The organism is Kitasatospora kazusensis (assembly GCF_039529945.1).
Classification (GTDB): Bacteria; Actinomycetota; Actinomycetes; order Streptomycetales; family Streptomycetaceae; genus Kitasatospora; species Kitasatospora kazusensis.
Genome location: NZ_BAAANT010000026.1, coordinates 16,126 through 37,303 on the forward strand (window position 1 = coordinate 16,126; position 21,178 = coordinate 37,303).

Annotated in this window: 22 protein-coding genes; 18 read left to right on the forward strand and 4 right to left on the reverse strand. The window is 72.4% G+C overall.

Going from position 1 to position 21,178, the window contains the following annotated elements; all coding sequences use genetic code 11:
- Positions 1-21 precede the first annotated feature (21 nt).
- Both ABD330_RS20995 and ABD330_RS21000 read left to right on the forward strand, forming a co-directional pair.
- Entirely contained in the window at positions 22-972 is a 951-nt protein-coding gene (locus ABD330_RS20995) for an NAD(P)H-dependent glycerol-3-phosphate dehydrogenase (RefSeq protein WP_425555601.1), read from the forward strand.
- Between the two features lie 241 nt (positions 973-1,213).
- Entirely contained in the window at positions 1,214-2,368 is a 1,155-nt protein-coding gene (locus ABD330_RS21000; protein WP_344467380.1) for a D-alanine--D-alanine ligase family protein, read from the forward strand.
- A gap of 87 nt (positions 2,369-2,455) precedes the next feature.
- Here ABD330_RS21000 and ABD330_RS21005 read toward each other — a convergent pair whose 3' ends face one another.
- Complete coding sequence (locus ABD330_RS21005) at positions 2,456-2,968, reverse strand: DUF3515 domain-containing protein (protein WP_344467382.1); 513 nt, start codon at positions 2,966-2,968, stop codon at positions 2,456-2,458.
- A gap of 19 nt (positions 2,969-2,987) precedes the next feature.
- On the reverse strand, positions 2,988-3,221 hold the full coding sequence (locus ABD330_RS21010) for an Lrp/AsnC ligand binding domain-containing protein (RefSeq protein ID WP_344467384.1): 234 nt from the start codon (positions 3,219-3,221) through the stop codon (positions 2,988-2,990).
- A 209-nt stretch (positions 3,222-3,430) separates the two neighbouring features.
- Between ABD330_RS21010 and ABD330_RS21015 the strand changes: the two genes are divergently transcribed.
- From ABD330_RS21015 to thiD, 3 genes are all read left to right on the forward strand, one after another.
- The gene (locus ABD330_RS21015) at positions 3,431-4,399 is read left to right on the forward strand and encodes a thiamine-phosphate kinase (protein ID WP_344467386.1); all 969 of its coding nucleotides are present in this window, start codon (positions 3,431-3,433) and stop codon (positions 4,397-4,399) included.
- 184 nt (positions 4,400-4,583) lie between these two features.
- The gene (locus ABD330_RS21020; RefSeq protein WP_344467388.1) at positions 4,584-5,609 is read left to right on the forward strand and encodes a 6-phosphofructokinase; all 1,026 of its coding nucleotides are present in this window, start codon (positions 4,584-4,586) and stop codon (positions 5,607-5,609) included.
- A 52-nt stretch (positions 5,610-5,661) separates the two neighbouring features.
- The gene (gene thiD / locus ABD330_RS21025) at positions 5,662-6,459 is read left to right on the forward strand and encodes a bifunctional hydroxymethylpyrimidine kinase/phosphomethylpyrimidine kinase (protein WP_344467390.1); all 798 of its coding nucleotides are present in this window, start codon (positions 5,662-5,664) and stop codon (positions 6,457-6,459) included.
- 200 nt (positions 6,460-6,659) lie between these two features.
- Here the strand turns inward: thiD and rpmB are convergent, their stop codons facing one another.
- Positions 6,660-6,845: a 50S ribosomal protein L28 gene (gene rpmB, locus ABD330_RS21030; protein WP_014138233.1), complete on the reverse strand. Its 186-nt coding sequence runs from the start codon at positions 6,843-6,845 to the stop codon at positions 6,660-6,662.
- Between the two features lie 303 nt (positions 6,846-7,148).
- On the opposite strand from rpmB, the gene ABD330_RS21035 reads away from it, so the two are divergent.
- The 10 genes from ABD330_RS21035 to mutM all read left to right on the forward strand — a co-directional run bounded on the left by ABD330_RS21035 (position 7,149) and on the right by mutM (position 17,068).
- Positions 7,149-8,786, forward strand: coding sequence for a DAK2 domain-containing protein (locus tag ABD330_RS21035; protein ID WP_344467393.1), 1,638 nt, complete (start codon positions 7,149-7,151; stop codon positions 8,784-8,786).
- A gap of 37 nt (positions 8,787-8,823) precedes the next feature.
- Positions 8,824-11,070, forward strand: a complete 2,247-nt coding sequence (gene recG / locus ABD330_RS21040) for an ATP-dependent DNA helicase RecG (protein ID WP_344467395.1) — start codon at positions 8,824-8,826, stop codon at positions 11,068-11,070.
- 93 nt (positions 11,071-11,163) lie between these two features.
- On the forward strand, positions 11,164-11,691 hold the full coding sequence (locus ABD330_RS21045) for a hypothetical protein (protein WP_344467397.1): 528 nt from the start codon (positions 11,164-11,166) through the stop codon (positions 11,689-11,691).
- 102 nt (positions 11,692-11,793) lie between these two features.
- Positions 11,794-12,423 carry a 16S rRNA (guanine(966)-N(2))-methyltransferase RsmD gene (gene rsmD, locus ABD330_RS21050; RefSeq protein ID WP_344467510.1) on the forward strand — a complete coding sequence of 210 codons (630 nt, stop codon included), beginning with the start codon at positions 11,794-11,796 and terminating at the stop codon, positions 12,421-12,423.
- Positions 12,424-12,452: 29 nt separating this feature from the next.
- The gene (coaD, locus tag ABD330_RS21055; RefSeq protein WP_344467399.1) at positions 12,453-12,953 is read left to right on the forward strand and encodes a pantetheine-phosphate adenylyltransferase; all 501 of its coding nucleotides are present in this window, start codon (positions 12,453-12,455) and stop codon (positions 12,951-12,953) included.
- 265 nt (positions 12,954-13,218) lie between these two features.
- Positions 13,219-14,427 carry an ATP synthase subunit B family protein gene (locus ABD330_RS21060; RefSeq protein WP_344467401.1) on the forward strand — a complete coding sequence of 403 codons (1,209 nt, stop codon included), beginning with the start codon at positions 13,219-13,221 and terminating at the stop codon, positions 14,425-14,427.
- A gap of 158 nt (positions 14,428-14,585) precedes the next feature.
- Positions 14,586-15,230, forward strand: a complete 645-nt coding sequence (locus tag ABD330_RS21065) for a YceD family protein (protein ID WP_344467403.1) — start codon at positions 14,586-14,588, stop codon at positions 15,228-15,230.
- 2 nt (positions 15,231-15,232) lie between these two features.
- Positions 15,233-15,406, forward strand: a complete 174-nt coding sequence (rpmF, locus tag ABD330_RS21070) for a 50S ribosomal protein L32 (RefSeq protein ID WP_030056747.1) — start codon at positions 15,233-15,235, stop codon at positions 15,404-15,406.
- Positions 15,407-15,426: 20 nt separating this feature from the next.
- Positions 15,427-16,203, forward strand: a complete 777-nt coding sequence (rnc, locus tag ABD330_RS21075; RefSeq protein ID WP_344467406.1) for a ribonuclease III — start codon at positions 15,427-15,429, stop codon at positions 16,201-16,203.
- Positions 16,204-16,210: 7 nt separating this feature from the next.
- Positions 16,211-17,068 (forward strand): bifunctional DNA-formamidopyrimidine glycosylase/DNA-(apurinic or apyrimidinic site) lyase, encoded by an 858-nt coding sequence (gene mutM, locus ABD330_RS21080; RefSeq protein WP_344467408.1) that lies wholly within the window; start codon positions 16,211-16,213, stop codon positions 17,066-17,068.
- Between the two features lie 133 nt (positions 17,069-17,201).
- Here mutM and ABD330_RS21085 read toward each other — a convergent pair whose 3' ends face one another.
- On the reverse strand, positions 17,202-18,116 hold the full coding sequence (locus ABD330_RS21085; protein ID WP_344467410.1) for a DMT family protein: 915 nt from the start codon (positions 18,114-18,116) through the stop codon (positions 17,202-17,204).
- Positions 18,117-18,370: 254 nt separating this feature from the next.
- On the opposite strand from ABD330_RS21085, the gene ABD330_RS21090 reads away from it, so the two are divergent.
- The 3 genes from ABD330_RS21090 to ABD330_RS21100 all read left to right on the forward strand — a co-directional run bounded on the left by ABD330_RS21090 (position 18,371) and on the right by ABD330_RS21100 (position 20,930).
- Positions 18,371-19,729 (forward strand): hypothetical protein, encoded by a 1,359-nt coding sequence (locus ABD330_RS21090; RefSeq protein WP_344467412.1) that lies wholly within the window; start codon positions 18,371-18,373, stop codon positions 19,727-19,729.
- 183 nt (positions 19,730-19,912) lie between these two features.
- Positions 19,913-20,206 (forward strand): acylphosphatase, encoded by a 294-nt coding sequence (locus ABD330_RS21095; protein ID WP_344467414.1) that lies wholly within the window; start codon positions 19,913-19,915, stop codon positions 20,204-20,206.
- 520 nt (positions 20,207-20,726) lie between these two features.
- A complete protein-coding gene (locus ABD330_RS21100; RefSeq protein WP_344467416.1) occupies positions 20,727-20,930 on the forward strand; it encodes a hypothetical protein in 204 nt (67 codons plus the stop codon).
- Positions 20,931-21,178: the final 248 nt, after the last annotated feature.

Consider the following 21,178-nt stretch of genomic DNA (forward strand, 5'->3'; position numbering starts at 1 on the left):
TCCTGGGGTACCGCATTCGCGATGATCCTGGCCGACGCCGGCTGCGAGGTGACCCTCTGGGGCCGCCGCAAGGAGCTGGTGGACGCGATCAACGAGACCCACCGCAACCCCGACTACCTGCCGCACGCGGACCTGTCGGACCGCGTCACCGCGACCACCGACCCGGCCGCCGCACTGGCCGGCGCCGAGTTCGCCGTGCTGGCCGTCCCCTCGCAGACCCTGCGGGAGAACCTGGCCGGCTGGGCGCCGCTGATGGACCCGGGGACGGTGCTGGTCAGCCTGATGAAGGGCATCGAGCTCGGCACCGCCAAGCGGATGAGCGAGGTGATCCAGGAGGTCGCCGGGGTCGGACCGGAGCGCGTCGCGGTGGTCAGCGGCCCCAACCTGGCCGGCGAGATCGCCAACCGGCAGCCCGCCGCGAGCGTGGTCGCCTGCTTGGACGAGGCGGTCGCCAAGCGGCTCCAGAAGGCCTGCCACACCCCGTACTTCCGCCCGTACACCAACACCGACGTGGTCGGCTGCGAGCTCGGCGGCGCGGTCAAGAACGTGATCGGCCTGGCGGTCGGCATGGCCGACGGCATGGGCCTGGGCGACAACACCAAGGCCACCCTGATGACCCGCGGCCTGGCCGAGATCACCCGGCTCGGGGAGGCGCTCGGCGCCGACCCGTACACCTTCGCCGGGCTGGCCGGGATGGGTGACCTGGTCGCCACCTGCTCCTCGCCGCTCTCCCGCAACCACACCTTCGGCACCAACCTCGGACGCGGGATGTCGCTGGCCGAGACCATCGCCGCCACCAAGCAGACCGCCGAAGGAGTGAAGTCCTGCGAGTCGGTCCTCGACCTGGCCCGGCGCAACGGCGTCGACATGCCGATCGTCGAGGCGGTGGTCGACGTGGTCCACAACGGCCGCCCCACCCAGGAGGCCCTGGCCGCCCTGATGGCCCGCTCCGCCAAGCCCGAACGCCGCTAGGCACCCGCTCAACCACAACCAGGGCCCCCGGAAGGCACTCGCCCAGCCACAACCAGGGGCGCGGGGAACTGCGCGAATCCGGAAGACCAGCAGCGTCACTCGTACCGCCGAGAATGACCTGCACTGCCGCGGCCGAACGTAGTCGCCTTCCGGTTCGCGCAGCCCCCCGCGCCCCTGACCATGACCGAACGGGTGCCTCTCCCAGGCGGAGCCGACCCCGCACGGTAGTCTCGAACGCGATATGAGCATCGAACAGACCTCCCCGAACCCGGGCGCTTCGGGCGCCGTCAAGCCGCGCGTGGCGATCGTCTTCGGCGGCCGCAGTTCCGAACACGGCATCTCGGTCTCCACGGCCGCGAGCGTGCTCCGGTCCATCGACCGCAGCAAGTACGAGGTGCTGCCGATCGGCATCACCCATGAGGGCCGCTGGGCGCTGGTCAGCGACGATCCGGCCCGGATGTCCATCACCGACGGCAAGCTGCCCGACGTGGCGGGCATCGCCGAGTCCGCCGAGGGCCAGGTCAGCCTGCCCGGCAGCCCGGGCAGCCGCGAGGTGGTCTGGAGCGAGCCCGGCGCCGCGCCGAAGGTGCTCGGCGAGGTCGACGTCGTGCTGCCGCTGCTGCACGGCCCCTGGGGCGAGGACGGCACCATCCAGGGCCTGCTGGAGCTCTCCGGCGTCCCGTACGTCGGCTCCGGCGTGCTGGCCAGCGCGGTCGGCATGGACAAGGAGTTCACCAAGCGGATCCTCCAGTCGCACGGCATCGGCGTGGGTTCCTACGCCGTGGTCAAGCCGCGTGACTGGGAGACGGAGGAGGGCCGCGCCGCCGCCCGGGCCCGGATCGCCGGGCTCGGCCTGCCGCTCTTCGTGAAGCCCTGCCGGGCCGGCTCCAGCATGGGCATCACCAAGGTCAAGGACCTCGCCGACCTGGACTCCGCGATCGACGAGGCCCGTCGCCACGACCCCAAGGTGATCGTCGAGCGCGGCGTCGAGGGTCGTGAGATCGAGTGCGCCGTCCTGGAGTTCGAGGACGGCCCGCGCGCGAGCGTGCCCGCCGAGGTGCTGGTCGGCGGCGGCTACGAGTTCTACGACTTCGAGGCGAAGTACATCGACTCGTCCGAGGTCAGGATCCCCGCCGAGCTCGACGCGGACGACACCGCCGAGATCCGGCGCCAGGCCGTCCTCGCCTTCGAGGCGCTCGGCTGCGAGGGCCTCGCCCGGGTGGACTTCTTCCGCCTCACCGACGGCAGCTGGGTGGTCAACGAGATCAACACCATGCCCGGCTTCACCCCGATCTCGGCCTACCCCAAGATGTGGGAGGCCACCGGCCTGCCGTACGCCGAGCTGATCGACCGTCTGCTCCAGGCCGCGCTGCGGCGCTCCACCGGCCTGCGCTGAGGTCTCCGGACACGCAGGGGCGCCGTCCGGAGAGCGTACGTGCCTCCGGACAGTGCCCTTCGGGCGTGCCGGGTGGGCGGGTTCCGCTCAGAAGCCCTCGGGGATCGTCGCCTTGATCGCGTCGGTGAGGGAGCTGAGCGGGTCGGCGTAGTTGGGGTAGGCGCCCTTGGGGACGGTCACCTCGACGTAGACCTTGCGCAGCGTGGTGACGAACCGGTACCCCCCGGAGCCGTCCGGGCCCATGCCCCACTGCACGTCGTTGATCTCGGGCGCCGTCGCGGACATGTCCCGGTTCAGGTACTCGGGCCGGGCCACCCCGCACCGCAGCACCGTCCGCGGTGAGCTGCTCCAGGCCGCCGTGTACGGCGAGGCGGGCGACGGGTCCGCGCGGGGGTGGCCGAGCACGGTCTGCGGCAGGGCCCGGCCGAGCGCCGCGCAGTACCCGGCCTGGTCCGCCTTCGGGACCGGCGGGGTGACCCGGTCGGAGCCGGACCCCGTCCAGCCGCCGAGCAGCAGGCCCAGCCCGCCGAGCAGGACGGCCGGCGGCGCCGCCCACCGCACGGGGGCGGGCAGCGAGCCGAGGAGGGGGATGCGGGCCATCCGCCGATGGTAGCCGCGGCTACAGGTGCACCACCGGGCAGGTGAGTGTCCGGGTGATCCCCTCCACCTGCTGGACCTGGGCGACCACCAGCCGGCCCAGGTCGTCCACGGTGTCCGCCTCGGCGCGCACGATCACGTCGTACGGCCCGGTGACGTCCTCGGCCAGGAGGACGCCTTCGATGTTCGCGATGGACCGGGCCACGGCCGTGGCCTTGCCCACCTCGGTCTGGATCAGGATGTACGCCTGTATCACGGGGACCTCCAGCGGCTGGTTGCGGAGCGCGCCGCCGGGACGGCCCAGGGGAGTGGTGGGGGCGGGCTGACCGGCAGTCTGATCACCACGCTACCGCGCGGTGGGGCCGGGAGGGGAGACTTCGTCACCCCCGAGGGGCGTACGCTGCGCGCGGGGGCGCGCAGGCCCCGGGAGCGACAGATCAATCGGTGGAGTGGAGAGGACGGCACATGCAGGGGACCGTGGGCGAGCTCGGTGAGTTCGGGCTCATCCGGGAGCTGACGGCCAGGTTGCCGCTGACCCCGGCCGTCGAGCTCGGTCCGGGCGACGACGCGGCCGTGGTCACGGCGCCCGACGGCCGGGTGGTCGCCACCACCGACGTGCTGATCGAGGGCCGGCACTTCCGCCGCGACTGGTCCACGGCGTACGACGTCGGCCGCAAGTCCGCCGCGCAGAACCTCGCCGACATCGCCGCCATGGGAGCCGTGCCGACGGCGATACTGCTGGGCCTGGTGGCCCCCGCCGACCTGCCCACCACCTGGGCCACCGAGCTGATGGACGGTCTGCGCGACGAGTGCCAGGTGGCCGGCGCGGCCGTGGTCGGCGGCGACGTCGTACGCGGCGACACCATCACCTTGGCGATCACCGCGCTGGGCGACCTCCAGGGGCGCGCGCCGGTGGTGCGCTCCGGCGCGCAGGTCGGCGACGTGGTCGCGGTGACGGGCTGGCTGGGCTGGTCGGCGGCGGGGCTGACCGTGCTCTCCCGGGGCTTCCGCTCGCCGCGCGCCTTCGTCGAGGCGCACCGCCGCCCCGAGCCGCCGTACCACGCCGGCCCGGCCGCCTCCGAGCTCGGCGCCACCGCGATGATCGACGTGAGCGACGGCCTGGTGGCCGACCTCGGCCACGTCGCCAAGGCCAGCGGCGTCGACATCGACCTGCGCGCCGCGGACTTCGACGTCCCGGCGCAGATGGCCGACATCGGACAGGCCGTCGGCGTGGACCCGCTGGTCTGGGTGCTCTCCGGCGGCGAGGACCACGCGATCGTCGCGACCTTCCCGAACAGCGTCCAGCTGCCGGCCCGCTGGCGGGTGGTCGGCCGGGTGGTGCGGACGGCGGGCAAGGCGCGCGGCGGCCAGGTCACGGTGGACGGGGCGCCCTGGGACCGGGTCGGCGGCTGGGACCACTTCGCGGCGGAGTGACCGTCACCGGATGTCGCCGGGCCGACCGCGAGGAGTGACCTTGCCGGAGCGCGGGTACGGGCTTCGGCAGGGCTGGACCGCGTAGTCTTACGCTGTCGGTCCGGGCTGGTATGTCCGGTGTGTCCGGCTCGTACCAGCCAGCGACTCGGGGGCCGCCGCCCCCGGAGCGGAGAGCACAGCCACCATGCGTATCGGTGTCCTGACCAGCGGGGGAGACTGCCCCGGCCTCAACGCGGTGATCCGCTCGGTGGTGCACCGCGGCACCGACGTGCACGGCGACGAGATCATCGGGATCGAGGACGGCTTCCTCGGTCTGATCGAGGGCCGCAGCCGCCCGGTCTCGCACGACGACGTGACCGGCCTGCTCACCCTGGGCGGCACCATCCTCGGCTCGGCCCGGGTCCAGCGCGAGCGGATCAACCAGGCGGTCGACAACGCCGAGGAGCTGGCCCGCAACCTCGGCATCGACGCCCTGATCGCGATCGGCGGCGAGGGCACCCTGACCGCCGCCCGGATGTTCAGCGACGCCGGGCTGCCGGTGGTCGGCGTACCGAAGACCATCGACAACGACATCGCCGCCACCGACGTCACCTTCGGCTTCGACACCGCCGTGCACGTCGCCACCGAGGCGATCGACCGGCTCAAGACCACCGCCGAGTCGCACCAGCGGGTGATGGTCGTCGAGCTGATGGGCCGCCACACCGGCTGGATCACGCTGACCGCCGGGATGGCGGCGGGCGCGCACGGCATCCTGATCCCCGAGAAGCCCTTCGACATCGAGGCCGTCGCCCGGATGATCGAGGAGCGCTTCCGGCGCGGCAAGAAGTTCGCCATCATCGCCGTCGCGGAGGGGGCCAAGCCCGCCCCCGGCACGCTGCGCTTCGACCACGGCGAGGTCGACCAGTACGGCCACCAGACCTTCGGCGGCATCGGCAACCGGCTGGCCGGCGAGCTGGAGGGGCTGCTCGGCAAGGAGGCCCGCCCGGTCATCCTCGGTCACACCCAGCGCGGCGGCAGCCCGACCGCCATCGACCGGGTCCTCGCCACCCGCTTCGGCTGGCACGCCGTCGAGGCCGTCCACAAGGGCGCGTTCGGCCACTTCACCGCCCTGCGCGGCACCGAGATCCAGCTGATCCCGGTCAGCGAGGCCGTCGCGGGCCTCAAGACCGTCCCGCAGGACCGCTGGGTGGAGTCGGAAGCGGTGCTCTGAGACGGGCCGACAGGTGCCGGCCCGTCCGAACCGCTCCCGGTAGGTTGGGGCCATGGTTTCGACTGCCCCTCCCCGCGTGCTCACCGTCGCCGGCTCCGACTCCGGCGGCGGCGCCGGCATCCAGGCCGACCTGAAGGCGATGCTCGCCCTCGGCGTGCACGGCATGAGCGTGATCACCGCCGTCACCGCGCAGAACTCGCTCGGCGTCCAGGGCTACTGGGAGCTGCCCGCCGAGGCCGTCCGCGCGCAGTTCCGCAGCGTCGTCGACGACATCGGCGTCCAGGCGGTCAAGACCGGCATGCTCGCCTCGATCGAGCTGGTGGAGACCGTCTCCGAGCTGCTCGCGGACGTCGACGCCCCGGTGGTCGTCGACCCGGTCGGCGTCTCCAAGCACGGGGACGCGCTGCTCGCCGCCGAGGCCGTCGCCACCGTACGGGAGCGGCTGCTCCCGGTCGCCACCCTCGCCACGCCCAACCTGCACGAGGTGACGCAGCTCACCGGCATCACCGTCACCGAGGAGCGCGAGATGCGGGCCGCCGCCGACGCGCTGCTCGCGCTCGGCCCGCGCTGGGTGCTGATCAAGGGCGGCCACCTGGCGGGCGAGGCCGCGGACCTGCTGGTCGGCCCCGACGGTACGGAGCACTGGTACCGCGCCGCGCGCTACGACAACCGCCACACCCACGGCACCGGCTGCACCCTCGCCAGCTCGATCGCCGCCGAGCTGGCCAAGGGCCGCGAGATGCCCGAGGCGGTCGCGGCCGCGAAGGAGTACATCACCGGCGCCATCCGGGCCGGCTTCGCCCTGGGCGCGGGCATCGGGCCGGTCGACCACGCCTGGCGCTGGCGCTGACGGGCCGCCCCGCCGGGCCCCGCAGGGCCGGCGGGTGGCCGTAGGGCCGACGGAGTGCCCGGACGCCGGACGCCCGGCCGGGGAAGCTGCCCCGGCCGGGCGTCCGCCGTCCCGCCGGAGCGGGACAGCCCGAAAGACAGAAAGCCGACCCACTCGAAAGTGGATCGGCTAACTGGAGGACCGGCTTACCGGTCTGCGCGTCAGCGCGAGACCTTACCGGCCTTGATGCACGAGGTGCAGACATTGAGCCGCTTCGGCGTCCGCCCGATCACAGCGCGCACCGTCTGAATGTTGGGGTTCCAACGACGGGGGGTACGGCGGTGTGAGTGGGAGATGCTGTTGCCGAAGCCCGGCCCCTTGCCGCAGACGTCGCAGTTGGCAGCCACAGGAGTCACTCCAAGACTTCAGATCATTTACGTTCGAAAACCCCGGCTGAACCAACTGGACCACTCGCGTGGGCCGACCGGATCAAGGGGTGAGCCTGGACTGTTCCAGGCAACCGGGAGAGCATACAACGCCGACTCCGGTTCAACGAAACTACCACGATCGGGAGCTTGATCGTCGCTGGGCGGGCCTCCTGCCAGCGACGATCCCCGTGCCGCCCGGATAACCTGCCAGCATCGCCCCTTGCCACCGCTCAGCAGCCGCGTTCCGTCGTGTTCCGGTGGCGTTCATCCGGAGGAGACCTGGTGCTGGACACGCTCGACGCCCCGGCGGTCCGTACCTGGTGCAGGCTCGCACTCACCGCCCTCGGCCAGGCGCGCGAGGAGATCGACGCGCTCAACGTCTACCCCGTACCGGACGGCGACACCGGCACCAACCTCTACCTGACCGTGGAGTCGGCGGCCGTCGCCGTCGAGGACTGCTTCGCCGACGGCACCGAGCCCGACCTGGGCACCACCGTCGCCGCGATGGCCAGGGGCGCGCTGATCGGGGCCCGTGGCAACTCCGGCGTGATCCTGGCCCAGCTGCTGCGCGGGATGGCCGAGGTGCTCGCCCGCGGCGGTGAACCCGAACACCTGCGCGCTGCCCTGCTGCGCGCCGCCGAATCCGCCTACCAGGCCGTCGCCGAACCGGTCGAGGGCACCCTGCTCACCGTCGCCGCCGCGGCCGCGCAGGCCGCCGCCGCGGACCCGGGCGGGCTCGCCGAGGCCGCCGACACCGCCTACCAGGCCGCCCGCCGGGCCCTGCTGCACACACCCGAACAGCTCGACGTGCTCGCCGAGGCGGGCGTGGTGGACGCCGGCGGACGCGGTCTGGTCGCCATCCTCGGCGCGCTCTCGGACACCGTCACCGGGCAGCGCCCGATGGGCCCGGTCGCGCTGCGCCAGGAGCTGGGGGCGGGCTCAGCGCCCGACTACCGGGTCTTCCGCACCTGCGAGGGCCACGAGCGCCCGCCCGGCCCCGGCCACCCCGCCTTCGAGGTGATCTACCTGCTGGACGCCCCCGACGAGGCGCTCCCGATGCTCCGCTCCCGGCTCGCCTCGCTCGGCGACTCGCTGGTGGTCGGCGGCGGCGACGGCCTCTGGAACATCCACGTCCATGTGGACGACGCCGGAGCCGCCGTCGAGGCCGGGGTCGAGGCCGGGCGGCCGTACCAGATCCGGATCACCCACTTCGCCGAGGCCGCCGCCCGTGCGGGGGAGGGCGCCACGGCGGCGCCGCAGGGCCGGGCCGTCCTCAGCGTGGTCTCCGGCAGCGGCCTCGCCGAGCTCTGCGAGCAGGCGGGCGCCGCCGTCCTGCTCGCCGACCCGGACCGGCCGCCCGCCAGCGCCGAACTCGCGGAGGCGCTGCGCCGCTGCGGCGCCCGCGAGGTGGTGCTGCTGCTCAACGACCCCGAACTGCGCGCCGCCGCCGGAGCCGCCGCCGACCAGCTCCGTGAGGAGGGCGTCCGGATCGCGGTACTGCCCACCCGCTCGCCCGTCCAGGGCCTGGCCGCGCTCGCCGTGCACGAGAACTCCCGGCGCTTCGACGAGGACGTGGTCGCCATGACCTCCGCCGCCGGAGCCACCCGGTACGCCGAACTCGCCGTCGCCGAGGGGGAGTCCTGGACGATGGCCGGGGTCTGCCAGGCCGGGGACGTGCTGGGCCTGATCGACGGCGACGTCGCCGTGATCGGCCCCGACCTGCTCGGGACGGGCGAGGTGGTGCTCTCCCGGATGCTCGCGGCCGGCGGTGAACTCGTCACCCTGGTCCTCGGCGCGGGCACCTCCGACGGGCTCGCCGACCAGCTGGTCGCGCACGCCCGCAGGCAGCGGCCCGAGGTCGACACCGTGGTCTTCGCGGGCGGCCAGGAGTCGGCACCACTGCTCATCGGGGTCGAGTAGCCCCCGCTGTCACCCGCGTGGTGTCCAATAGGGCTTGATGCCTGCACTGGACGAATCCCTGGTCAAGGTGGTCGGCGACCGCACCGCGAAGGTCCTCGCCGACAGCCTCAAGCTGCGCACGGTCGGCGACCTGCTGCACCACTACCCGCGCCGGTACGTGGAGCGCGGCCAGCTCACCAGCCTCGACGACCTTGAAGTCGACGAGCACGCCACCGTGCTCGCCCGGATCGAGAAGGTCACGCTGATCCCCTTCAAGGCGCGCCGCGGCGACCGCCTGGAGGTCGTGGTCACCGACGGCCGGGGCCGGCTCAGCCTGGTCTTCTTCAACCAGGGCTGGCGCCAGAAGGATCTCCGGCCGGGCCTCCAGGGCCTGTTCGCGGGCAAGGTCGGGCTGTTCAACCGCACCCGCCAGCTCGCCTCGCCCGACTACCAGCTGCTGGACGCCGAGGCCACAGCGTCGACCGAGGCGGGCTCGGCCGCCGCGCAGTTCGCCGGCCGGATGATCCCGGTCTACCCGGCCAGCGCCCAACTGCCCAGCTGGAAGATCAGCGCCTGCGTCGACCTCGTCCTGGACAGCTTCGCGGCCACCGGCTGGTCCGGCGTCGGCGAGCCGCTCCCGGCCGAGCTGCGCGAGAAGCACCAGCTGATCCCGGTCACCGAGGCCCTCGAACTGATCCACCGCCCCCGCACCGAGAACGACCGCGAACGAGCCCGGGCCCGCCTCCGCTGGGACGAGGCCTTCGTCCTCCAGGTCGCGCTGGCCCAGCGCCGCGCCGAGGACCGGGCCCGGCCGGCCGTCGTTCGCAAGGGCCGGAAGAACGGCCTGCTCGATGCGTTCGACGCCCGCCTCCCCTTCACCCTTACCGACGGGCAGCAGAAGGTCTGCGGCGAGATCTTCAAGGATCTCGAAACCGAACACCCGATGCACCGGCTGCTCCAGGGCGAGGTCGGCTCCGGGAAGACCTTGGTCGCGTTGCGGGCGATGCTGACGGTGGTCGACAGCGGCGGCCAGGCCGCGCTGCTCGCGCCGACGGAGGTGCTCGCGCAGCAGCACCACCGGTCGATCGTGGAGATGATGGGGGACTTGGCCGAGGGCGGGATGCTCGGCGGCTCGGACCTCGGGACGAAGGTCGTGCTGCTGACCGGGTCGATGGGGGTCCCGGCGCGGCGGCAGGTGATGCTGGACATGGCCTGCGGGGACGCCGGGATCGCGATCGGCACGCACGCGCTGATCGAGGACAAGGTGCAGTTCCAGGACCTCGGCCTGGTCGTGGTGGACGAGCAGCACCGCTTCGGCGTCGAGCAGCGGGACGCGCTGCGCGGCAAGGGCGAGCAGCCGCCGCACCTGCTGGTGATGACGGCGACGCCGATCCCGCGCACCGTCGCCATGACGGTCTTCGGCGACCTGGAGACGTCCGTGCTGGACCAGCTCCCGGCCGGCCGTTCGCCGATCTCGACCCACGTGGTGCCCGCCCTGGAGAAGCCCAACTTCCTCGCCCGCGCCTGGGAGCGGGTCCGCGAGGAGGTCGGCAAGGGGCACCAGGCGTACGTGGTCTGCCCCCGGATCGGCGACGAGCCGGAGGACGCCAAGAGCGGCAGGGGCGGGGCGAAGAAGCGGAAGGCGGCCCCGGACGACCCGGAGGACCTGGGCGCGGCGAGCGACGAGCGCCGTCCGCCGCTGGCCGTCGTGGAGACGGCCGAGATGCTGGCCAAGGGGCCGCTGGCCGGGCTGCGGGTGGAGATCCTGCACGGGCGGCTCACGCCGGACGCCAAGGACGACGTGATGAAGCGCTTCGCGGCCGGCCAGGTGGACGTGCTGGTCGCCACCACCGTGATCGAGGTCGGCGTCAACGTCCCGAACTCCACCGTGATGGTGATCATGGACGCCGACCGCTTCGGCGTCTCCCAGCTGCACCAGCTGCGCGGCCGGGTCGGCCGGGGCAGCGCCCCGGGCCTGTGCCTGCTGGTCAGCGAGATGCCGGCCGGTTCCTCCGCGCGGGCCCGGCTGGACGCCGTCGCGGGGACGCTGGACGGCTTCGAGCTCTCCCGGATCGACCTCGAACAGCGGCGCGAGGGCGACGTGCTCGGCCAGGCGCAGTCCGGCGTGAAGTCCTCGCTCAAGGTGCTCTCCGTCCTGGACGACGAGGACGTGATCACGGCGGCCCGCACGGAGGCCACCGCCCTGGTCGCCGAGGACCCGGACCTGACCGACCACCCGGACCTCAAGCTCACCCTGGCCGGCCTGCTCGACGAGGACCGCGCGGAGTACCTGGAGAAGGGCTGACACCGCGTGGATTGTCAGTGCCCCGCGAGAGAATGAAGGTGTTCAGGGCGCACCTCAAGGTGCTTCCCTGGCACGACACTTGGGGGTCCTGCCATGGCTTTTCGTCATCTCAACGAGCTCCCGCTCGGTGACAAGATCTTCCGGATCGAGCTCGCCAGCGAGGACGACCGCGAAGTCACCCTCACCCTGACCGGCTGGCGCGACGGGGCCGCCGCCGCGCCCATCGCCGCCGGCAAGCTCCGCCTCCCGGTCGAGGACGTCGCCTCGCTGCGGATCGCGCTCAACCGCGCGCTGCGGGCGCTGGCGATCGTCGCCGACGTCTCCGAGCCCATCCCCGACCGCGACGTGCTGCGCGAGCTCTACCCCGGACACGGCGCCCCCTGGGTGCCGCAGCACGAGGAGGAGCTGATCCGCCGCTTCCACGAGAACGAGACCGTCGCCCGGATAGCCGCCCGCTTCGGCCGCACGCCGGACTCGGTCCGCACCAAGCTGCGCGAGCTGGGCCACGACCCGCGCCGCCCCGAGTACTGCCCGCCCGACGGCTGCCTCTCCTGGTCCCGCTACGCCTCCCCGGCACTGCTGGGCGCAACGGCGCCGGTGTCCTCCGAGCCCTCCGAGTAGACGGGCCCGCCAGACAGGGGCGCGTGGGGGTACCCCCGCGCGCCCCCGGGATGCCCGGTCCCGATCCGTGCGCCCAGCGGCGGAGCCGCCCGCGCTTCGGGGATAACGTGGTGCTCAAGCCCAGCCACGAAGGGACCCCGCATGACCCGCGTGATCGGCGGTACGGCCGGCGGCCGCCGCCTCGCCGTGCCGCCAGGCCGGACCACCCGCCCGACCTCCGACAAGGCCAGGGAGGCGATGTTCTCCACCCTGGACGCCCTGCACGGGACGATCCAGGGCTCGCGGATGCTCGACCTGTTCGGCGGCTCCGGCGCGGTCGGCCTGGAGGCGCTCTCCCGGGGCGCCGCGCACGTCCTGCTGGCCGAGTCCGACCCGAGCGCGGCGGCGGTCATCCGGGAGAACGTCCGCACGCTCGGCCTGCCGGGCGCCGAGGTCCGCGCCGAACGGGCCGAACGGGTGATCGCCGGGCCGGCGCCCGCGGAGCCGTACGACCTGCTCTTCCTGGACCCGCCCTACTCCGTCACGGACGAGGAGGTACGGGAGATTGTGATCACACTCCGGGCCGGGGGCTGGCTCACGGACGACGCACTCGTCACCGTGGAACGCAGCACTCGCGGCGGCGGGTTCGACTGGCCCGAGGGTTTCGAAGCGCTGCGTTCGCGCAAGTACGGAGAGGGCACCCTCTGGTACGGTCGCGCCGCCGACGAGGCCGATGCCGATCAAGAGTCGTAGCAACCGCACCCCACAAGGGAGTTCACGCCATGCGCCGTGCCGTCTGCCCGGGGTCGTTCGACCCGATCACCAACGGCCACCTCGACATCATCGAGCGCGCCTCGAAGCTGTACGACGTGGTCCACGTCGCCGTGCTGATCAACAAGAACAAGCAGGGCATGTTCACCGTCGACGAGCGGATCCGGCTCATCGAGGAGACCACGGCCAAGTACGGCAACATCGAGGTCGAGGCGCACGCGGGCCTGCTGGTGGACTTCTGCCGGGAGCGCGGCATCCCGGCGATCATCAAGGGCCTGCGCGCGGTCAGCGACTTCGACTACGAGCTCCAGATGGCCCAGATGAACCACGGGCTCACCGGGGTCGAGACGCTCTTCGTGCCGACCTCGCCGACGTACAGCTTCCTCTCCTCCAGCCTGGTCAAGGAGGTCGCCTCGTACGGCGGCGACGTCTCCCACCTGCTGCCGGAGCTGGTGAACCGGCGGCTGGTCGACCGGATAGCCGAGCGCCAGGCGCAGGCCGACCGGGCCTGAGGGCGCGGCCGGTCCGGCGGTCCGGTGCGACCGGCCCGGCGTGGGCGGTCCGGTACGGGCGGGCCGGTGGGTAATTCGGACAACTCCTGTCGAACTGTCACATCCTGTCCGCCTCTCGGGTGGCCTGGCCGCCTCGGACGTTGTGAGCTGCGGCCGGAGTGGACGTACAGTCTGTAGTCCTGCCCGCTGGCGATGAACTGGTGCCGTCGGGACCTGCCTCCGCCGCACCTCGGCGGCACACGGAAAGACCGAAACGCCCGTGGACGTGCAGAACAGACTCGACGCGATCGTCGCCGCGGTGGAGAACGCCCGCTCGATGCCGATGTCGGCCTCCTGTGTGGTGAACCGGGCCGAGCTGGTCGGCCTGCTCCAGGACCTCCGGTCGGCGCTGCCCGCCGAACTCGCCCATGCCCAGTCGGTGATGGCCGACCACGAGCAGGTGGTGGCCGACGCCCAGGCCCAGGCCGAGCAGATCATCCAGGGCGCGCACAGCGAGCGCGGCTCGCTGATCTCCGACACCGAGGTGGTCCGCCGGGCCCAGGCCGAGGCGGACCGGATCCTGGGCGAGACCCGGACCGAGGTGCAGACCAAGCTCGCCGAGGCCGACGACTACGTCGACAGCAAGCTGGCCAACTTCGAGGTCGTGCTCACCAAGACGCTGGGTGCCGTCGGCCGCGGCCGGCAGAAGCTGCGCGGCGACGCGAGCGTCTTCGAGCAGGACGGGGAGTACACCGAGGACGGCGAGGAGTTCCGCCCTCGCAACACCCCGAGCCCCGAGGTCGACGAGTACGTCGATGTGAAGCTCGCCACCCTGGAGACGGTGCTCAGCAAGACGCTGGAGGCCGTCGGCAAGGGCCGCGACAAGCTGCTCGGCAAGGCCCCGATCGACGAGCTCGGCGCCTACCTGGCCGCCGCCGACGAGGCCCAGCAGCTCAAGCACCGCGCCGAGGCCGTCGCGGCGGGCTTCGCCGAGGACGGCGAGGAGCAGCCCTGGTACCGCGAGGAGCCGCCGGCCGAGCCGCAGGCCGTCCCGCAGCAGCAGAGCTGGCCCGAGCAGACCCCGGCCGGGGCCGGCTGGCAGGCGCCGGGCGAGGACCCGTACGCGGCCGCCGCCCACTACCAGGGGCAGCCGCAGGGCCAGGGCGAGCCGCAGTACGCCGAGGTGTACGGCGGCGGCTACGACCCGGCGGGGCCCCCGCAGACCGACCCCTACGGCAACCAGTACGGCTACCAGCCCCAGTACCAGGGGCAGGAGGCCGCGCTGCACGACCCGTACGGCGTCCCGCAGGGCTACGCCCAGCCCCAGCAGGGCTACCAGGAGCAGGCCTACGACGCCTACGGCTACCCGCAGCAGCCCGGCCACCAGCCGGGCCAGCAGCCGCACGTGCCCCAGCAGGCCGGCCTCGACGAGACCAGTTTCTTCGACACCAGCATGATCGACATGACCCGGCTGCGGGAGCTCGGCGGCCGGTGAACGGGTCCGAAGTTGGGCCTGGCTGGACTCTCCGGTAGTCTGACCACTCCGGCCGTTCGTGCTGGGATTGTCCGGCTGCCCAACTTGAGCCCGGACAACGGACAGACCAAACCGCGCCGCGCGATCGTTGCGTGCCGCCCTCAGGAAGTCAGGACACCTTGAACCGCCTCGACCACCGCGACCCGCTCGTGTTCGACACGCATGAGCTCGGACGTCGCCCGGGATCGATGCGCAAGGTGTCCCGCACCCTGGAGGCCCCCGAGGGGCTCGGGATCATCGACGTGATCGGTGTTCCGGAGAAGAGCGACATCAAGCTGGAACTCCGTCTGGAGTCGGTGGTCGAGGGCGTGCTCGTGACGGGCACGGCCGAGGCCCGGGTCGAGGGCGAGTGCGTGCGCTGCCTCGAACCCCTCGACGACGAGATCGACGTCGAGTTCCAGGAGCTGTTCTACTACTCGGAGTCCGACGAGCGTCACCGCAGCCGCACCGGTGTGGCCGATGACCTCGAAGAGGACTCAGAGGAAGAGACTTACCGCCTGGAGGGCGATTTCTTCGACCTCCAGCCGGTGCTGCGTGACGCGGTGGTGCTCGCACTGCCGCTGCAGCCGGTGTGCCAGGAAGACTGCCTGGGCCTGTGCTCCGAATGCGGGGCACGCCTGAGTGACGACCCGGCGCACCACCACGAGGCCGCCGACCCCCGGTGGGCGGCTCTGCAGGGACTCTCCGCCGCCCCCGGCGACGAGGGTGACGGAATCAAGAACAGCGGTACCCGTGAGGGTCTCGCCGAGAACCAGGAGAAGTAGCCGTGGCTGTTCCGAAGCGGAAGATGTCGCGCAGCAACACGCGCCACCGCCGTAGCAACTGGAAGGCCGTCGTTCCGGCCCTCGTGGCGTGCGACCGCTGCCACGAGCCGAAGCTCGGCCACATCGCGTGCCCGAGCTGCGGCACGTACAACCGTCGCCAGGTCCTCTCGGTCTGATCGGCAGGGTGTACGGATCGATGTCGGATAGCAACTCATCCCGCAAGTCGGCTCCCAACAACGGGAGCAGGGCCGGCGGACCGGCTTCGACCGAATACGACGTTCTGGAAGGGCGCCTCGGGTTCGTACTCGAGCGCGCCCTTCTGGTACGTGCGCTGACCCACCGCTCGTACGCGTACGAGAACGGCGGGCTGCCCACCAACGAGCGCCTGGAGTTCCTCGGCGACTCGGTGCTGGGTCTGGTGGTGACCGACACCCTCTACCGCATCCACCCGGATGTCGCCGAGGGCACGCTCGCCAAACTGCGCGCCGCGGTGGTGAACTCCCGCGCGCTCGCCGAGGTCGGCCGGGGCCTTGAACTCGGTTCCTTCATCCGCCTCGGCAAGGGCGAGGAGGGGACCGGTGGCCGTGACAAGTCGTCGATCCTCGCGGACACCGTCGAGGCCGTGATCGGTGCGATCTACCTTGACCAGGGTCTGGAAGCGGCGACGGACTTCGTCCACCGCCTGTTCGACCCGCTGATCGAGGAGTCCTCGCAGCTGGGTGCCGGCCTGGACTGGAAGACCAGCCTCCAGGAGCTCACCGCGTCGGCGGGCATCGGAGTGCCGGAGTACGTGGTCGCCGAGTCCGGTCCCGACCACGAGAAGCTTTTCAACGCCGCGGCCCGGGTCGCCGGCGAGGACTTCGGGCACGGCAGCGGCCGCTCGAAGAAGGAAGCCGAGCAGAAGGCGGCGGAGAGCGCCTGGCGGGCCATCAAGGCCAAGTACGCCGACAGCCTCCCCAAGTCGGCAGGCTGACCGCGCCGTGCCGGAACTTCCTGAGGTAGAGGTGGTCCGGCGCGGCCTGGCCAACTGGGTCGCCGGCCGCACCGTCGCCGACGTCCAGGTGCTCCACCCCCGGGCCGTCCGGCGTCAGCCGGGCGGCGCCGCCGACTTCGCGGCCCGGCTGGCCGGGGCCACCTTCGGCACCGCCCAGCGGCGGGGCAAGTACCTCTGGGTGCCGCTGGACTCGGGCTTCTCCATGATCGGGCACCTCGGCATGAGCGGGCAGCTGCTCGTCCAGGACCCGTCGGTGCCCGACGAGACCCACCTGCGGGTCCGGCTGCGGTTCACCGACGACGGCCGCGAGCTGCGCTTCGTCGACCAGCGCACCTTCGGCGGCCTGGCGATCGAGGAGGCCGAGCCGGACGACCCGGAGGCCACCCCGGTCTCGATCGCGCACATCGCCCGCGACCCGCTCGACCCGCGCTTCGACGACGGCGCCTTCATCACCGCACTCCGGGCCAAGCGCACCACCGTCAAGCGGGCCCTGCTCGACCAGACGCTGATCAGCGGGGTCGGCAACATCTACGCGGACGAGTCCCTCTGGCGCGCCAAGCTGCACTACGAGCGCCCCACCGCGACGCTCACCCGCCCGCAGGCCGCCGCGCTGCTCCAGCACGCACGCGACGTGATGAACGCCGCGCTCGCCGTCGGCGGTACCAGCTTCGACAGCCTCTACGTCAACGTGAACGGCGAGAGCGGCTACTTCTCCCGCGACCTGGACGCCTACGGCCGCGAAGCCGAGCCCTGTCGCCGCTGCGGCACCCCGATCCGCCGGGCCGCCTGGATGAACCGCTCCAGCTACTTCTGCCCACGCTGCCAACGCCCGCCGAAGGCCTGACCCCTCCGCTCACGGCAACCACGGCAGGGGCGCGGGGAACTGCGCGAACAACCGTGCACCCACGTCGTGCCTCGCTCGCGCAGTTCCCCACGCGCCCCCGGAGGCGCCTGCGTCGCGCGAGCGCTTCCGCAGGTCAGTGGTTGGTGAGCTCCTGGTGCGGTGCCGGCTCGGCGGACTCCTCGGCCGCGCCGAAGTGCGCGACGCCGACCGCGCTGACCACCGCGAGGACGAAGCCGAGCGCCGCCATCCAGCCGAGGCCCGCCCGCGAGGAGTCGCCGAGCCAGAGCACCCCCACCGCCCCGGGGACGACCGTCTCGCCGACCACCAGGGCGGCCGTCGCGGCGTTCACCGAGCCGAGCTGCAGGGCGACGGTGTGCAGGTACATCCCGCCGAGCCCGCCGACCAGGATCGCGTACAGGGCCGGGTCGCCGAGCAGCTGGCCCAGCGAGAACGGCTGCAACCCGTCCAGGATCCGGACGCCGATGCCCAGCGCGCCGAAGCCGAGGCCGGAGAGCAGGCCGGCGACGATCGCCCCGCTCGCGCCGAGCCGCCGCACCAGCAGGCTGCCGCCCGCGATCAGCACCACCGCCGCGCCGAGCAGCCACCAGTGCACGGCCATTGCGGCGTGGTGGCCGCCCTCGGGCCCGGCCGCCACGGCGAGCATCACCAGGGCCGCGCAGAGGACGGCGATCGAGGCCCACTCGGGGCGCTTGAGCCGGATGCCGAGCAGCTGGATGCTGAGCACGGCGGTGATCACCAGGTTGGCGCTGATGATGGTCTGGGAGAGGAACAGCGGCAGCAGCCGCGCGGCCAGTGCGCCGAGCCCGAAGCCGATCAGGTCGAGCACCGTGCCGAGGATGAACTCCCAGGTCACCGCGGCCTTCGCGGTCGAGGCGAGGCTCGGCCCGCCGTGCTCGGTGGTCCCTGCCTGCCGGCCTGCGGCGGCGGCCTCCGCACGGGCCGAGCGGCGTGAGCCGACGGCCTGCAGGACCGAGCCGGTGCCGTAGCAGGCGGACGCCGCGACGGCGGTGACGAGGCCGATGATCACCCGGTGCTCCGATCGGATCTTGCGGTGCTGACGTGTCTCCGGGCGTACTGGACCGGGAGGGACGAACGTACTGGACCGGGAGGGACGAACGTACTGGACCGGGAGATTCCGGCAGTACCGACCGGCCAACCCTATGCCCGGCCGACCGGTGGAGAGTCACCCGCCGGGAGGAGAGTCAGGGCGTCCGACCGGCGGGGACGGTCCGCCCGGGGGGATGGCCCGTCGCCCGGTCGCGCCAGGTACGGTCTTTACTCATGAGAACAGTGCTTCGCCGTCCGCCCGCCGCCGCGCCCGCCGCTCTGCTGGCTGCGCTGCTGGGGCTGCTCCTCCTGTTCGCCTCGCCCGCTTCGGCGGCGGGCGGGCTGAACGACGTCTCCCAGGCCCTGAAGAAGGGGCAGGTGTACGTCGACCCGGCGATGACCGGGCGGTTCTCCGAGGCCCAGGCGGCGGCGCTGACCAAGAAGATCGAGAAGGCGGACAAGCCGATCTTCGTCGCGGTCGTGCCGGACAGCGCGCAGTACCCGGTCAAGACGTTCGCGGGCGACCTCCGTGCCAAGGTCGGCGTGGCCGGTCTCTACGGGATCTGGCGCGGCGGCGAGTTCAAGGCCTTCGCGGACCGGGCCGCCATCGCGCCCGCCGCCGCCACCCGGATCGCCGGTGCGGCCGCCCGGGCGAACTCCGGTGACATCAACGCCACCCTGAACGACTTCGTCGACCAGGCGACCGGTCAGGTCAAGGGCCACGGAGTGGACTCCGGCGGCATCAGCGCCGCCGCGATCGTGGTGCCGATCGTGGTGCTGGCGCTGGCCGGCGGCGGGGTGTTCCTGCTCTTCCGCCGTGCGAAGAAGCGCAAGGAGGAGAAGAACCGGGCCGAACTCGCGCAGCTGCGTACCGTCGTGGACGAGGACATCACCGCCTTCGGCGAGGAGCTCGACCGCCTCGACTTCAACCCGGGCGCGCCCGGTGCGGACGACGCCCAGCGGACGGACTACACCAGCGCGCTGGACTCCTACGAGCGGGCCAAGCAGAGCATGGACGCGGCGAAGCAGCCGTCGGACGTCACCGCCGTCACCGAGGCGCTCTCGGACGGCCGGTTCGCGCTGGCCACGCTGGCCGCCCGGCGCGACGGGCGGCCGCTGCCCGAGCGCCGTCCGTCCTGCTTCTTCGACCCGCGCCACGGCCCGTCCGTCCAGGACGCCCAGTGGGCCCCGGCCGGCGGCGCCGAGCGCACGGTGCCGGTCTGCGCGGCGGACGCGGCACGGCTGGCGACCGGCCAGGAGCCGGACATCCGGACGGTGGAGACCGAGTACGGACGGCAGCCGTACTGGAACGCGGGCCCGGCGTACAGCCCGTGGGCCGGCGGCTACTTCGGCTCGGGGCTGCTGCCCGGGCTGCTGGTGGGCACCGCACTCGGCTCGGTCTTCTCCTCGCCCGGCAGCGCCTGGGCGGGCGAGCCCGGCGGCTACGGGCACGAGGGCGGCGGGTACGACAACGGCGTGGAGGGCGGCGACTACGTGGGTGCCGACTTCAACCCCGCCGACTTCGGCAGCTTCGACGGCGGTGGCGACTTCGGCGGCGGCGACGGTGGCGGTGGGGACTTCGGCAGCTTCTGATCGGCCGGTGCCGGCCGACCCGCACCGACCGACGGATGACAGCTGACAGCTATCGGATTCCGACAGCCCGGCTCCGCACTCGCGGAGCCGGGCTGTCCGCCTTCCCGCCCCACCCCGCGCACCCCGCCCCACCCCGCCCCGCCCGGCGCGGAACGGGCTCCGCGCGCCGGTTATGGTCGGACCATGCACGGTCACGACAGCTCCCAGCCCGTCCGCGCCACCGTCTGGGTGCGCGGCCGGGTCCAGCAGGTCGGCTTCCGCTGGTGGACGCGGGCCCGCGCGCTGGAGATCGGCCTGACCGGCTACGCGAGCAACCTGGGCGACGGCCGGGTGCAGGTGGTCGCCGAGGGCACGCACGCCGACTGCGAGCAACTGCTCGCACTGCTGCGCGGCCCCGGCACCCCGGGCAGCGTCGCCGGCGTCACGGAGATCTGGAGCGCGACCGGCGACGGCTACGAGAGCTTCGCGATCCGCTGACCACCGCCGTCCGCCGCTGATCGCCACGGCCGTCTGCCGCTGACCGCCACTGCCACCGCCGTCCGCCGTCGGCGGATCCGGCCCGGTGCGCCACTGCGACCTGACTGCTTCGCCGACGAACGGCGCTCAAGACACGGTAAAGGCAACCGCTGGTGTCATAGGGTTGCCTTCTGGGCAGACTCGTGGTTGACTCCGCAGCGAGCAGTGATCGACTGTGCTGCAGAGCGGCCGCTGATCACGGCCCCGCCCGGCCCATGGTGTGTCCGTCCCGCCATGCAGGTGACAGGCGCGCGGTAGCGTGCGGTGATCGTGTTGACCCGTACGGTCTTTGGTGAGACGCTGAAAGCCCGCGCACCAATCTGCGTTTACCCGGCAGGGTCATGTCGTCGTGGGCCCAGTTCACAACGGCTTTCCCGTAGTGCCCAGCCAGCACCACCGGTTCGCTGACAGGTGTGCAATCCCCTTCCCCCTAGACCCATACCGTTCCGGTTCGGTCACTCAGCGTGGAGGACCATTCATCATGGCAAAGGCGCTTCTCGGGTACGTCGGCGGCCCCGACCCGCGAATGCTCTCCGAGATGCGACGGCTTCAGCAGCGCGTTCTCGACCTGGAGTCCGAGCTCACCCGGATGCAGGCGGAGAACGACGCTCTCAACGCTGTCGCTGACGAGCACTCGCTGCTCAGCAGCATCGAACTGGATCAGCGGGAGCCCGCACTCACCTGATCCGGCCCGATCAAGAGATCTGCACTGTACAGATCGACGCTGCTGCGCACCGGGTTCCCCGTACGGGACGCAGCTTGCTAGGGACGCCCGGCGTGGCGTCCCTTCGTCGTGTCCACGGCCTTTTGCTGGTGATGGTGCCCAGTGCCCGGCGTGGTGAAACCGCCGCCTGCCGGTCCGCTGTGCGCGCAGCCGGATACAGTCGCCGACGGGGGCCGTAGCGGCTCCGGCGGCGGCACCGGCGAGGCGAG